This is a genomic window from Corynebacterium tuberculostearicum (assembly GCF_016894265.1).
Lineage (GTDB): Bacteria > Actinomycetota > Actinomycetes > Mycobacteriales > Mycobacteriaceae > Corynebacterium > Corynebacterium tuberculostearicum_D.
The window spans coordinates 320,280-333,590 of sequence record NZ_CP069791.1 but is presented as its reverse complement, the minus strand read 5'-3'; the positions used below and the strand labels follow the sequence as shown (position 1 = coordinate 333,590).

At 62.2% G+C, this 13,311-nt stretch carries 11 protein-coding genes; 3 read left to right on the top strand and 8 right to left on the bottom strand.

Features of this window, described 5'->3' with window-relative positions; translation table 11 throughout:
* Positions 1-15: 15 nt before the first annotated feature.
* On the bottom strand, positions 16-1,638 hold the full coding sequence (locus I6J28_RS01715) for an AMP-binding protein (protein WP_204610410.1): 1,623 nt from the start codon (positions 1,636-1,638) through the stop codon (positions 16-18).
* A 151-nt stretch (positions 1,639-1,789) separates the two neighbouring features.
* Here I6J28_RS01715 and I6J28_RS01710 point away from each other — a divergent pair, with 151 nt between their 5' ends.
* Genes I6J28_RS01710 through I6J28_RS01700 form a run of 3 tightly spaced genes read left to right on the top strand, consistent with a single transcriptional unit; the run spans position 1,790 to position 4,357 of the window.
* Complete coding sequence (locus tag I6J28_RS01710; RefSeq protein ID WP_204610408.1) at positions 1,790-2,605, top strand: GDSL-type esterase/lipase family protein; 816 nt, start codon at positions 1,790-1,792, stop codon at positions 2,603-2,605.
* Between the two features lie 52 nt (positions 2,606-2,657).
* Entirely contained in the window at positions 2,658-3,743 is a 1,086-nt protein-coding gene (locus I6J28_RS01705; protein ID WP_200435940.1) for an S-(hydroxymethyl)mycothiol dehydrogenase, read from the top strand.
* On the top strand, positions 3,743-4,357 hold the full coding sequence (locus I6J28_RS01700) for an MBL fold metallo-hydrolase (RefSeq protein WP_005323087.1): 615 nt from the start codon (positions 3,743-3,745) through the stop codon (positions 4,355-4,357). The genes I6J28_RS01705 and I6J28_RS01700 overlap by 1 nt, the downstream gene beginning before the upstream one ends.
* Before the next feature lie 3 nt (positions 4,358-4,360).
* Here the strand turns inward: I6J28_RS01700 and rfbA are convergent, their stop codons facing one another.
* From rfbA to I6J28_RS01665, 7 genes are all read right to left on the bottom strand, one after another.
* Positions 4,361-5,209, bottom strand: a complete 849-nt coding sequence (gene rfbA, locus I6J28_RS01695) for a glucose-1-phosphate thymidylyltransferase RfbA (RefSeq protein ID WP_204610406.1) — start codon at positions 5,207-5,209, stop codon at positions 4,361-4,363.
* A complete protein-coding gene (gene rfbD, locus I6J28_RS01690) occupies positions 5,210-6,565 on the bottom strand; it encodes a dTDP-4-dehydrorhamnose reductase (protein WP_204610405.1) in 1,356 nt (451 codons plus the stop codon).
* A gap of 2 nt (positions 6,566-6,567) precedes the next feature.
* Positions 6,568-7,572, bottom strand: a complete 1,005-nt coding sequence (gene rfbB, locus I6J28_RS01685; RefSeq protein WP_204610404.1) for a dTDP-glucose 4,6-dehydratase — start codon at positions 7,570-7,572, stop codon at positions 6,568-6,570.
* Positions 7,573-7,636: 64 nt separating this feature from the next.
* Positions 7,637-9,115: an HNH endonuclease signature motif containing protein gene (locus I6J28_RS01680; RefSeq protein WP_204610403.1), complete on the bottom strand. Its 1,479-nt coding sequence runs from the start codon at positions 9,113-9,115 to the stop codon at positions 7,637-7,639.
* A gap of 141 nt (positions 9,116-9,256) precedes the next feature.
* A complete protein-coding gene (locus I6J28_RS01675) occupies positions 9,257-10,582 on the bottom strand; it encodes a M1 family metallopeptidase (protein ID WP_204610402.1) in 1,326 nt (441 codons plus the stop codon).
* A 45-nt stretch (positions 10,583-10,627) separates the two neighbouring features.
* Positions 10,628-11,707, bottom strand: coding sequence for an alpha/beta hydrolase (locus I6J28_RS01670; protein WP_204610401.1), 1,080 nt, complete (start codon positions 11,705-11,707; stop codon positions 10,628-10,630).
* 33 nt (positions 11,708-11,740) lie between these two features.
* Positions 11,741-13,153: an alpha/beta hydrolase gene (locus I6J28_RS01665; RefSeq protein ID WP_204610399.1), complete on the bottom strand. Its 1,413-nt coding sequence runs from the start codon at positions 13,151-13,153 to the stop codon at positions 11,741-11,743.
* Positions 13,154-13,311: the final 158 nt, after the last annotated feature.

The following is a 13,311-nucleotide window of genomic DNA, read 5'->3' as shown; positions in this document are numbered from 1 at the left end:
GGGGCAGCGCGTGGCTTAAGCGTCCCCGTGGCTTTTCAGCAGGCGCGGGACCACCTTGCCGGTGGCATTGCGTGGGAGCTTGTCCATGAAGTGCACATCACGCGGCACGGAGTGGTCAGCGAGCTTGGTGCGGACCCAGTCACGGATGGCGTCGGCGGTCAGGGCCTTACCGGTGGCGTCGGCAGTAGGCACTGCCCACACGGCGATGCGCTGGAAGGTTTCGCTATCTTCAACACCGCCGGCGTGGACCTCATGGATGCCCGGCATGGCCTCGAGAATCTCGGTGACGGACTGCGGATGGACGTTCTCGCCGCCGACGATGATCATGTCATCGGCGCGGCCGACAACGTGCAGGAAGTCGTGTTCATCGATATAGCCCAGGTCCCCAATCGAAATGAGACCGTCCACCTTATTGAGGCGCAGATTCGGGTTGGTATAGCCAGTCATGGCGGTGGAGTTGGTCAGATAAATCTCGCCCACCTCGCCGCGCGGCACCGGGTGGCCTTCCTTATCGAGGATGCGCAGCTTCGTGCCGGAGGCCACGCGTCCGGCGATGGTGGGGTTGGCGGCCACCTGGTCCATGGTGGCGGTCGTCGCCAGCGCGAGCTCGGTGGAGCCATAGACATTGCAGAGGATCGCGCCGAAGCGCGCATTGGTCTCCTTGACCACCTCCGGGGTCAGCGCATTGCCGGCCGAGGCGATGAATTTCAAGCTCGCGGTATCGAACTCACCGGCCGGATCCCGCTCCACCAAGCGCTTGAAGAAGATGGGGGAGGAGATCATGCCATCGAGGCGGTAGCGCTGGACATCGTCAAGCACCTGCTCCGCGTCGAATACGCGGCGGGTGACAATGGTATTGCGCAGGCCCAGTGCAATATTGATGCAGGCCCAACCCCAGGTATGGAAGATAGAGGCGGTCAGTTGCAGGCGTTGGTCGCCGCGCCACGGAATTGTGTTCACGATGGAGGCCAGTACCACCGGCAGGGTTGGCTCCGGCCGCACAATGCCCTTCGGAATGCCCGTGGTGCCGGAAGACATGAGCACGATCGGGCCGTGCTTGGGGAATCGCGGCAGCGTCGCGGCCGGTGGAGTCTTCACAATTTTGTCTAGCTTTGGCAGATCACTTGCCCCGGTATCGTGCGCGATGATGACGGGGATATCGGTGTCCACGCGGTTAATGAACTCATCATCAACCACGAGCACGTTGATACCGTTTTCCTCGATGCAGCCCGCTAACTGCTCCGGGGAGGAACCAACGTTGAGCAGGTAAATAGAAGCGCCCGCATAGCCTTTGGCACCGAGTGGAATGATGATGCCGCGGCCGTTGCGTGCCATGACGCCGAGGCGGATTTCGGGCAGGTCCAGCGAGCGGAGGTAGCGGGCGAAGCCCTGCGTGTGGGTGCGCAGCTGGCGGTAGGTGAGGGTGCCGTCGTCGTCGATAAGCGCCAGGCGCTCTGGGCAGGTGAGGTAGCCCTGTTCGATCTCGCGCGCGGTGGTGAAGCGGTAGCGGGCCAGGTTAGGTAGCAAACTAAGCTGCGCCTTCGCGCCGCCTTGGTGGCTGACGAGTCCAGCGTTAAGAAGCGCCGGCACGAACCGGCCGAGGGCTGCAGCGTGGAATGTGAAATCAGAAAAATTCACGATCGGGAAAGCTCCAAATTAGCGAAGATAACGAAAAGATAACCATGGACGATATCGTGAGAGAGGCGGGCGGTGTTGCCGCCAACTCGAAATATGTTACAGAAGTGACTACAGTTACCTGAAGTTACTGGTGTTTCTAGAAAAGGATCTCATGAAATCTCTGCAGCTCAAAGTCCTCTCCGTGGTGGCGTCCGCGCTGGCCGTCGTAGGCGTGGCTGTCGCACCGCAGGCCACCGCCGCGGAGCGCAACCTGGTAGCCTTCGGCGATTCCGTCTTGGCGGATCCAGACGCCGGCTCCTACCTCGCTCACCGCTACGCCCCCTCTAAAGGTGTGGGCGTAGATTGCCCGACCTCTAATAATTACGCCAAGCGCGCCGGCGCCAAGCTGCGCCTTCCGGTGCGGGACTTCTCCTGCTCCGGCGCCGTGTCCATGTCCCGCGGCCCGCAGATCTTCCAGCAGGTGGATGCGGCCATCCGTACCGGCGCGCTGAGCCCGGCCACTAACCGCGTGGTCATCACCACCGGCTTTAATGACACCTACAACCACCGCGATATGAGCCTGCCGCAGATTCGCAAGGAGTTCGCGGACCGCACCGCCCCGCAGATCGAGCGCATTAAGCGCGCTGCCCCGAACGCTCGCGTCCAGATCGTGGGATACCCCACCATCGGCACCGGCCCTTATTACTGCCTCTTCCACTTCGGTCCGCGCCCGGCCGATTCTACCTTCCTGCCGGGCATCCAAGACTTTGAGAATAAGGCGCAGTGGATGCAGGTGGACTTGGCGGCGCGCACCGGCGTGCAGTTCCTGGATCTGAAGCCCTCTACCCGCAATAACGGCATGTGCGCCGATGCAAACCAGCGCATGTGGGCTGGTCTGGTGGACTTTACTGCTGGCGACGGCAACCTGCCCATCCATATGAACCAGCGTGGTCACGAGCATGCGGCCAACGTCATCGCCCACTCTTAAAAAGAGTTTTCAATAATGCGCCGGTTTTGAAAATATCGGTACGCTCGGGCGCATGACTGTAAAAGCTGTTATCGCCCGTTCCAAGGGTGCGGAAGTCGAAACCGTCAACATTGTCGTTCCTGACCCCGGCCCTAACGATGTCATCGTGCGCGTCCAGGCCTGCGGTGTGTGCCACACCGACCTTGCTTACCGCGATGGCGATATTGAAGACGCCTTCCCTTTCCTGCTCGGCCACGAGGCCGCAGGCGTAGTAGAGACCGTAGGTTCTGCGGTCACCCACGTGGAGGAAGGCGACTTCGTCATTTTGAACTGGCGCGCCGTGTGCGGCGAGTGCCGCGCCTGCAAGAAGGGCGAGCCAAAGTACTGCTTCAATACCCACAACGCCTCCAAGAAGATGACCCTCGAGGACGGCACCGAGCTCACCCCTGCGCTGGGCATCGGTTCCTTCGCTGAGAAGACCCTGGTCCACGAGGGCCAGTGCACCAAGGTGGAAGACACCGACCCGGCTGCCGCTGGCCTGCTGGGCTGCGGCATCATGGCGGGCCTCGGCGCGGCCGTGAATACCGGCGATATCCAGCTCGGCGAGTCCGTCGCTGTCTTTGGTTGCGGCGGCGTTGGCATGGCTGCCATTGCGGGTGCCAAGCTGGCGAGCGCGGCAAAGATCATTGCCGTGGACATCGACGAGTCCAAGCTGGAGACCGCCCGCGAGTTCGGCGCGACCGACACCATCTGCTCCAAGGACCTTTCGGAGCAGGAGGTTATTGACGCCGTCCGCGAGCTCACCGGAGGCTTTGGCACCGATGTCTCTATCGACGCCGTGGGCATTCAGCCCACTTGGCGCCAGGCCTTCTACTCCCGCGACCACGCCGGCCGCATGGTCATGGTGGGCGTGCCGAACCTCACCGACCACGTGGATATCCCGGCCATCGACCTCTACGGCCGCGGCGGTTCTATTAAGCCCGCGTGGTACGGCGATTGCCTCCCAGAGCGCGATTTCCCCGCTTATGTGGCGCTGTCTAAGGCCGGCAACTTCCCGCTGGATAAGTTCGTCTCCGAGCGCATTGCGCTTGACGACGTCGAGCAGGCCTTTACCACCATGAAGTCCGGCAAGGTTCTACGTTCGGTGGTGGAGTTCTAATGCGTATCGATAGCACGGTTACTTCTGGCAAGTTCCGCCTCGATGGCGGCGAGTGGGACGTGGACAATAACGTCTACGTCGTGGGCGATGACTCCAGCGTGTACGTGGTGGACCCCTCCCACGATCTGGATGCGGTAGCAGAGCTCGTTGGCGATCGTCGCGTGGAAGGCATCTTGCTCACCCACGCGCACAATGACCATTGCGAGCTCGCCCCCGAGGCCGCCAAGCGCTTCGACACCGAGGTCTACCTGCACCCGGACGATGACATGCTGTGGCAGGAGTCCAATGGTGATGCTCCGTACACGCCATTGGCGGACCGCGGTCAGTTCGATATTGGCGGCGAGAAGATCACGGTCTACCACACCCCGGGCCACTCGCCGGGCTGCGTGGTGTTGCACGTGGGCGAGACGCTGTTGTCGGGCGATACGCTCTTCAACGGCGGCCCTGGTGCCACCGGCCGCAAGTACTCCGACTTCGATGTGATCATCGAGTCGCTGAAGAACGTCGTCTTCACCCTGCCGGAGGACACCAAGGTCCTGCCAGGGCATGGCGACGCCACCACGGTGGGCGCGGAGGCCGCGCGCATCGACGAATACATCGAGCGCGGCTACTAGCCTCTAGTACGCCCGCAGGTACTCGCCGTAGCCGGACTTAAGCAACGGCTCGGCGAGTTTTTCTAGCTGGGCGCGGTCGATGAAGCCCGCTTCGAAGGCGGCCACTTCTGGTGAGCCAATAACGATGCCGGTGCGCTTTTGCATCACCTCGACGTAGGCGGAGGCCTCGCTCATCGAGTCCACCGTTCCCGTATCGAGCCACACGCTGCCGCGGTGCAGGCGCTGCACATTGAGCTCGCCGCGGCGCAGGTACTCCTCGTTTACCGCCGTGATTTCCAGTTCACCGCGGCCGCTGGGCTCGATGCCCTTGGCTATCTCCACGACGGAATTGTCATAAAAGTACAAGCCCACCACCGCGTGGTTCGACCGCGGCACTTCTGGCTTTTCCTCGATGCTCAGCGCATGGCCTGCGGCGTCGAAATCCACAACGCCATAGCGCTGCGGATCCGAGACCTCGTAGGCGAAGATGATGCCGCCCTCCGGATCTTGGCAGTGGGCGAGCTCGCCGCCGAAGCCGTGGAAGATATTATCGCCGAGCACCAGCGCGACGCTGTCGTCTCCAATAAATTCCTCGCCAATCAAAAAGGCCTGCGCGAGCCCCTCCGGCCGCGGTTGGAGCGCGTAATCGATCATGAGCCCGAGCTGCGATCCATCGCCAAACAGTCGCTGGAAGGCCCCCGCATCCTCCGGGGTGGTGATGATGAGGATTTCCCGAATACCCGCCTGAATGAGCGTGGTGAGCGGGTAATAAATCATCGGCTTGTCATAAATGGGCATGAGCTGCTTCGAGATGCCCTTGGTAATCGGGTAGAGCCGCGTGCCGGAACCGCCGGCCAGGATGATGCCTTTCATTTAATCCTCCGGGTACAGCGCCAAGTACAGGGCAAGGGCCGCGCGCCAATTCGGCGGCTTGAAGCCCGTAGCCTCGATTTTATCTAGCGCAAGCGTCGACTCCTTGGGGCGCGGCGCCTCGGGGCCCGCGATCTCGCGGTATTGCTCGGTGCTTACCGGAGTGACCTCGGCCGGGTCGTGGCCGAGCCCGATGAACACGGCCATGGCAATCTCATCGCGGCCCACGGTATCGCCCGAGTTGGAGAGGTTATACACGCCGTACTCCGCTCCGGATTTAAGCAGGTGGACGATGCCCTTGGCAAGGTCCTCGGCAAACGTGGGCCGCCCGCGCTGGTCATGGATGACTTTCGGCTCCACTCCCTTATTGGCCAGCCGGCGCATGGTGGACATGAAATTCTCGCCCTCGCCGAACACCCACGAGGTGCGGATGACGTAGTGCTGCGGCGCGGTCTGCGCGGCGGTATCGCCCGCGGCTTTCGACGCCCCATACGCACTCAGCGGCGACGGCAATTCCTCCTCGGTGTGGACCTCGTTGGTGCCGTCGAAGATATAGTCGCTCGACACATGCACCAGCGTGAGTTGGTTCTCCGCGGCGATGCGCGCCAGCCGTGCGGGCGCTTCCGCATTGACGGCCCAGGCGGCGGCGCGGTCGTTTTCGGCACCGTTGACGTCGTTATACGCCGCGCAATTGATGATGGCGGAGTACTGCTTCCAATTCCGTTCTGGTGGGTCGGTGATATCGAAGTCGGCGTGGGTACACAATTCAGCATCGGCAAGCAGGCGTTTGAGCGCCCGCCCCAACTGCCCGTTCGCGCCGGTGACGAGGATGCGCCGGGCGGGCATCGGGCTCACGTCTTTAAGAGCGGGGTGCTGCTTGTCCTTCTCCGAAATCTCGGTGGGCTCCAGCGGCCAGTCCACGATGTTGAGGTTCACCGCGGCGTAGCGAGCTTCGGCCGACCAGTGCTCATTCACCAGGTAGCAGTAGGAGGTTTCCTCCAGAGCTTGAAAGCCATTGGCGACGCCCCGTGGGACAAACACCGCAGTCTCCGGCCCTACCTCGTGGGTGACGACCTCGCCAAAGCTATCTGACCCCTCGCGCAAGTCGCACCATGCGCCGAAAATCTTGCCCTGCGCCACCGAGACGAGCTTGTCCCACGGCTCAGCGTGCAGGCCGCGCGTCGCACCGGCGTGGTTGAAAGAGATATTGTTCTGCACCGGCTGGAAGCTCGCGAGCTCGGGCGCGAGGCCGGTGAATTTTTCGCGTTGCCAATTCTCCTTGAACCAGCCGCGGTTATCGCCGTGCACGTCGAGGTCGATGATGAGCAGCCCCGGGATGGCGGTTTCGGTAATACGCATATCTACTGTCCTTGCTGCTTGTAGCGGGCTTCCACGTCTTCTTTCTCGGGCTTCCACCAGCCTTCGTTATCGCGGTACCACGCGATGGTGTCTTCGAGACCGGCGCGGATATCCGTGAACCGCGGGGTCCATCCCAGCTCGCGGCGCAGCTTGGTGGCGTCCATGGCATAACGCTGGTCGTGGCCGGGGCGGTCCGCCACGTGCTCATAGAGTGCGCGCCCATTGCGGGTATGGCCCATGATTTCACAGATCAGCTCAATGACCTGCTTATTATTAATATCTTCCTGGTCCGCGCCGATATTGTAGGTCTCGCCGATGCGGCCCCGCTCGAGGATGGCGAGCACCGCTTCGTTGTGGTCATCGACGTGGATCCAATCGCGCACCTGCTCGCCCGTGCCATAGAGCTTGGGCGTGTGTCCAGAGAGGATATTGGTGATTTGGCGGGGAATGAACTTCTCGATGTGCTGGTAAGGCCCGTAATTATTGGAGCAGTTTGAGATGGTGGCTCGCAGTCCGAAAGAACGCACCCATGCCCGCACGAGGTGGTCAGACCCCGCCTTGGTGGCTGAGTACGGGCTGGAGGGAGCGTAGGCGGTCTCCTCAGTAAACTTGGTGTCTGCCCCGATTTCCAGATCTCCGAAAACCTCGTCAGTGGAGACATGGTGGAGGCGGGTATCGTGCTTCCGGCAGGCTTCCAGAAGGGTGAATGTGCCTACGAGGTTCGTGTGGATGAAGGGCGAGGGGTCGCGCAAAGAATTGTCGTTATGGGACTCGGCGGCAAAATGAACCACTACATCCGCAGCGGCGACGAGCGGTTCTACGGTGGCGGGATCGGCGATATCCCCCTCCACGAGGTCGATATCGAGGCCGGCGAGGTTGGCGCGGTTTCCGGCGTAGGTGAGCTTATCGAGCACCGTAACGCGGGTATCGGGGCGCGCTTGGCATATTAGGCGCACGAAATTGGCGCCGATAAAACCGGCGCCGCCAGTGACGAGCATCGTTTGCATGGTTATCCAGTGTAGGGCAGTCGGGCGCGCGGCTGTGGCAGGCTGCGGGCCCGCGCGCAAGAGGTCAGGCCGCGCCCGGGGGTGACGGCGGTGGCGAGGGCGGATCCGTGAGCTTGCGGGCCGGGGCTTGTTCCGCGGCGGGGTGGTCGTTGACCTCCACGGTGGGCGATAAGCCGTCGGTGTGGGCGGCCCGATAGCCTACCCGGCACGTGTCGGGGTCTCGTTCGGCGTGTCCCATTCCATTGCGGCCATCGCGGTAGTCGTTATTGTCTACGTGGTGCCGGCGGCACAGGAGAGTGAGGTTCTTGAGGTCGGTGGCGCCGCCGTGGGACCAGGCCTGGAGGTGGTGGACGTCGCAGTCCTGCCACGGGCGGTTGCATTCTGGGTGGGTGCAGACAAGTTCGGAGGCCGCGAGGGCGAGCTTCTGCCAAAGGGACGCGGTGCGCTTGGTGCGGCCAAGCTCGAGGGGGAAGCCCTTGTCGTCCACGGCACAGAAGAAATCGTGTCGCGCGCCGCCGAGACGGAGAAGGTCGAGCGGGGTGAGCTCGATGCCGGTACTGGTGGCGAAGCGGGTATCGCCGCCCATTGCCTCCAGTTCTTCCAATGTGGTGGCGACGAAGAAGGAACCGAGGCCGTCGGAGTTCTTTTGGGTGGCGGAAAGGTAGCTCGACAGGGCAGCGGTTAGTTGGTCCGCCATGCGTTGGGCATAGGTGCGGGTATCGTCCTCGGGGCTGAGGTCCGCGCTGCCCTTATTCTTTGCGGGCGCGAAGGCGCTGGCGAGGATGGCAGCTGCGGAGGCGTCTAGGTAGCCGGAGATGTGCACGCCGCCGTCAGCGTCTTGGCGGGAGATGCTAAAGCGGCGCTTGCGGGTAGCGGCGTGTGGGTCGGGCTCGCCTGCTGGGTTGAGAGCGTGCTTATTCGCTTTGCGGATGGCCTTGCGCAGCCACTCGCGCAGGGAATCGAAGGAACGACGCTTGGCCTGCTCGAGAGCCTGGTTGCGCAGTTCGCTCGGGCCGGGGATAGCGTACTTGCTGAGGCTGCGCAGCTCGTTTTCGATGAGGTTGAGGATGCGCTCGGGAATAGGATCTTCCTCAAAGAGCTTCTTGCGGCGCTTCTCCTCCTCGCGGCGTTCGCGGTCGGCGCGGCGGCGGGATTCCTCCTCGGCTCGGGCGCGTGCGGCCTCGTCCGCATCGGGGTCCGCAGGGGGAGTGGGCTCCGGATCGGGGATGGGTGCGAAGAGGTTGCGTCCATTGCGGAGGCGGGCGGCGGCCTCGGCATCGGTAAGGCCTAGGCGCGTGGTCAGGTAGTCCTTGGCCTTGGAAGAACCAACGCGGCGGCCGGCGTCATCGCGGTCTGCAATGAAAGCAAAGGCGGCATCGATGGCGGACTTATTTCCTAACGCCCGCTCCAAGTGTTCAAAATGTGGATGAAGAAGCTCGAAGGACAGATCGGAGGGATCTTGCATGAGGCTGCGCAGCTGGGTGAGCCCAGTGGCAACCTGTGCGATGGCGGAGTCTATCTCCGCATGCTTGGTGGTCTGCATGATCCCTCCCTTCCTTTTCGTTTACATGTTCTATCTTACCCAGATAAAACACCCCGTCAACAGGAAAGAAGGGATTGGTCAATAGATTAGACATTCCCCAAACAAACGCAGCCAAAACCCCGCAAAGCGGGGCTAAAACCACTAATTCGGGAAGGGAGGAAGGGCCCTCTGGTTAAGCCAGGCGTCTACGGTGGCGTCGAAAAGCGCGGCGTCAGGAGCGGCGGCGCGGAAGGCATCCAGCAGCATGGGGGGCTCTACCACCGAGTGTTGGTGCTCGGTGAGGTAGCTGCGGAGGGTGGTAAAGAAGGCGTCGCCAAGCAGGCGGTGAATGGCGTGCACGGTCAAGGCCCCGCGCTTATACACGCGGTCATCAAACATATCGCGCGCACCCGGATCGGAAACGGTGAGGTTCTGCGCCTTGCGTCCCAGGACGTTGTAGTGGGAACGTGCTGCCTCGCGCGCGGTGGTCTCGCCCTTGTGCTCGCCCCATAGCCACTCGCTGTAGCAGGCAAAACCCTCATTGAGCCAAATATCCTTCCACTCGCCCAGGCCCACGGAATTGCCAAACCACTGGTGGGAAAGCTCATGGGCAATGAGGCGCTCGAAGGCGTGGTCGCCCTTGATGTGGTTGGAGCCAAAGATGGAGAGGCCCTGCGCCTCCAGTGGAATCTCCAGCTCATCTTCCGTGATGACCACCTGATAATCCGCAAAGGGATACGGGCCGTAGAGGGAGGAGAAGAAGTCCACCATTTCCTGCTGCTGGGCAAACTCGTTCAGCACGCGCTCGCGCAGCGCGGCCGGCGCCCAAGCGCGCGTGGAAGGTCCCAAATCGAAAGAAGAGAACTCTCCTACCTGCACCGTCGCCAGATAGGTGGCCATGGGCTCGCGGGTGCGGTAGTGCCAGCGCGTGGTGGAACCGCCCGCCCGGCGGGAGACAAGGTCACCATTAGATACCACGATGAAGGGATCATCGGCCGTAATGATGATGTCATAGAGCGCCTTGGCAGAAGGCGTATCGTCGCAGGGGAACCAGCTCGGCGCGCCATTGGGCTGGCTGGCCACCAGCGAACCGGACTCGGTTTCTTCCCAGCCGATCTCGCCCCAGGTGGTGCGGATCGGCCGCGGGCTGCCGCCATAGCGGATCACCAGCTCAAACTCCGTGCCGGCCGCAATCTCCTCTGCGAAGCGCAGGCGCAGCTTGCCGGAGGATTGGCGGAATTTAGCTACCCGCGGCGCACCCTGTGCGGTCACGCGCCGGGCCACCATCGCCCCGCCCAGATCTAGGGTCAGGGACGCCAAATCTTCATCGGCCCGGATGGCCAAAGTAGCCTCGCCGTGGAGGAGGTTGGGCTCCACGCGGTAGGTCAGGTCCAGCGTGTAGTGGGAGACCTCGAAACCGAGATTAAAATCCACGCCGGTATAAGGATCAGTGTGGGCACGCGAAAGGGCGGTAGGAAGCAACTTCATAATGCTGCAAGCCTACCGCCCTTTTAGCCGCGGAAAGAAACGAGCTTATTTATTGAAAGCGCGCTCGAAGACCGGCCAAGAATCCTTGAGGTCCGCAATCCAGTGCGGCCAGGAGTGGGTGCCGGTATTGCGGAAGTTGTAGGTCGCCGGGATGCCAGCCTGGTCCAGCTTGGCCTTGAAGTTGTGGGTGCAGTAGTTCACGCCAGCCTCGATGGCGCCACCTTCGACCTGCAGCCGAGCGGAGCCCACAGCAGCGATAGCAGGGTTAGCTCCCTGATTCGTATAGTAAGAATACGTATCGGTTTCTCCGGCCAACCCAGAACCGGAAGAGATGTACAGCTCCGTGCCGCGCAGCTTCTCGTGGTTCATCATCGCGTCGTTATAGCGGTTGGTGGGGGAGCCGAACGGGCCCCACATTTGCTCCGTGGTCGCACCACCGCGGTTGACGGTGAGCTCAACGGCCTTGTGCTCTACCGGGTAAGCGGTAGCCGCGCAGCCGGCGTAGGAACCGACGGCGTCGTAGAAGCCCTGGTTGTGCTCCGCCAGCAGCAGGGAGGAGGTGGCGGACATGGACATGCCCGCGACAGCGCGGTGATTATCGGCCTTGATGTGGCCCTCGATGGCGCCCGGCAGTTCCTTGGTGAGGAAGGTTTCCCACTTCTGTGGGCCCTTGAGGTACTTGGAGTTCGGCTCGGATACCCAGTCGGTGTAGTAGGAGAAAGCACCGGCCTGCGGGATGACCACGTTGACGTTCTTGGAGTGGTAGAAATCGACGGCGTCAGAAAGCTTCAGCCAGTCCATGTCCTGCTCCGCGCCGCCTGCACCGTTGAGCAGGTAGATGGTCGGGCGGTTCTCATCCGTTGCGCGAATGACGGCCAGCGGAATCTGGCGGCCGTTCATGGCTGGGGAGGTGGCCTGCAGCTTTTCGACGCGCGGATCGTCCTTGTACTTCTGGTACCAGGTCTGCTGCTCCAGCTCTGGGGTGACCTCCAGTGGGGCCAGGGTGGACTGGGCGGCGTTGCCCGCTACCTGCTGCGGGGTGAGCTGTGCGGCCCCCGCCATTGGGGCGCAAGCCAAGCCTGCGCACACTGCGGTGCCGGCAAGGATGGAGCTTAGGCGCTTCATAGTGCTTCTTTCCTGTAGTTATTGAATTCCTGATTATTCGGCAGCGACAGCAGCCTCGGCGGACGCTGCAGCCTCCGCAGCGTCCGGAACCTCTGCGCCCTCTGCGTCCTTGCCTGCGACAAAGTCCTTATCCGGGGACTGGTCAGCGGCGCTCGGGGCGTCCTTAACCTGCGCATCTTCCTCGGCCTGCGGTGCCTCGATGGAAAGCTCGTTGGGCTTTACCTCCGGCTCGGGCGGTGCCTCTGCGGCATCCTTGGCAAAGCCGCGCTCGAAGGTTGCCCAGGAGGTGAAGAGGTCATTGCGCCAGCCCGGCCAGGAGTGGGTGCCGGTATTGCGGAAGTTCCAGTCCGCCTTCATGCCCTGGGAGTCCATCTTGGCCTTGAGGTCATGGGTGCAGGAGTTCATGGCAGCCTCGATGACGCCGCCCTCAACGATGAGGGTGGAAGACCCCGGAACACCCCAGTCGTTGGCGCCGCCCAGGCCGGAGTTGACCGAAACATAAGTCTCGGACTTGCCCAGGTTATTCGGGTTAGCGTTCACCAAGGCATCGTTGTACACGTTGTACTCGCTGCCCATAGCGCCCCACATCTGATCGGCCGAGCCACCGCCGCGGTTGACGGTCAGCTGGGTGTACAGGCGTGGCAGCGGGCGAGAGGTGGAAGCGCAGCCAGAGAAGGAGCCCACGGCGTTGTAGAAGCCCGGGTTGTGCTCCGCCAGCAGCAGGGAAGAGGTAGCGGACATGGACATGCCGGCAATCGCGCGCTTGCCATTGCCGCCGATGTGCTCTTCCAATGCACCCGGCAGCTCCTTGGAGAGGAAGGTTTCCCACTTCTGCGGGCCCTTGAGGTAGCCGCTATTCGGGGAAGATACCCAGTCGGTGTAATAGGAGAAGGCGCCGGCCTGCGGGATGACCACGTTGACGTCCTTGGACGTGTAGAAGTCCACCATGTCCTGTACGCCCTCGGCCTCAGGGTCGATGTCGTGGTTAGCAGTGGCGGTCAGCCAGTCCATGCCCTGCTCGGCGCCGCCGGCACCGTTGAGCAGGTACAGGGTGGGGCGCTGCTTATCAAAGTTGCCGTCCGGGGTGATGACCGCCAGCGGAACCTCGCGGCCGCCCATCGCGGCGGAGGTGGCGGTCAGGGCCTTAACGTGGTTGCCGTAGTGCTTGTCCTGGCCACTCTTGTGGCCGAAGGCATAGCCTTTCCACTTGTCCTTATCTTTCAGCTTGGCAATATCTACCACGCGGTTTTCGCCTTCGGTGGTGATGGCGTAGTTGATGTTTTCCGCATCCGCCGAGTCGGTGAGGTTTACCTCGCGGATGGTGGACGGGGTGGCGTCACCCTGGATCTCGGCCGGCTCGACGGCGGAGGCGAGAGGGGCGGAGAGGACTCCTGCCGCGATGGCGATGCCTGCGACGCTGGAGCCGATAGAGCGCAAAGTATGCATATTTTTAGCTTCCTCGAGTTAAGAGAATCTTCTCAGTAGGTATCGTTCCGCATAGCGGGAGTGTTAGCAAGACTCTATGCCTTAATAGCCCTTTTAATGTAGCAAAACCTGTGACGTATGTGGTTTGTGTGTCATAATTCTGAACGCGGCGCGTATGT

Bases quoted from the DNA above. Each gene is read 5' to 3' on its own strand.
- I6J28_RS01670 (WP_204610401.1), bottom strand. From the start codon at position 11,707: ATGAAGCGCCTAAGCTCCATCCTTGCCGGCACCGCAGTGTGCGCAGGC.
- I6J28_RS01705 (WP_200435940.1), top strand. From the start codon at position 2,658: ATGACTGTAAAAGCTGTTATCGCCCGTTCCAAGGGTGCGGAAGTCGAA.
- I6J28_RS01680 (WP_204610403.1), bottom strand. From the start codon at position 9,115: ATGCAGACCACCAAGCATGCGGAGATAGACTCCGCCATCGCACAGGTT.
- I6J28_RS01710 (WP_204610408.1), top strand. From the start codon at position 1,790: ATGAAATCTCTGCAGCTCAAAGTCCTCTCCGTGGTGGCGTCCGCGCTG.
- I6J28_RS01675 (WP_204610402.1), bottom strand. From the start codon at position 10,582: ATGAAGTTGCTTCCTACCGCCCTTTCGCGTGCCCACACTGATCCTTAT.
- rfbA (WP_204610406.1), bottom strand. From the start codon at position 5,209: ATGAAAGGCATCATCCTGGCCGGCGGTTCCGGCACGCGGCTCTACCCG.
- rfbB (WP_204610404.1), bottom strand. From the start codon at position 7,572: ATGCAAACGATGCTCGTCACTGGCGGCGCCGGTTTTATCGGCGCCAAT.
- rfbD (WP_204610405.1), bottom strand. From the start codon at position 6,565: ATGCGTATTACCGAAACCGCCATCCCGGGGCTGCTCATCATCGACCTC.
- I6J28_RS01700 (WP_005323087.1), top strand. From the start codon at position 3,743: ATGCGTATCGATAGCACGGTTACTTCTGGCAAGTTCCGCCTCGATGGC.
- I6J28_RS01665 (WP_204610399.1), bottom strand. From the start codon at position 13,153: ATGCATACTTTGCGCTCTATCGGCTCCAGCGTCGCAGGCATCGCCATC.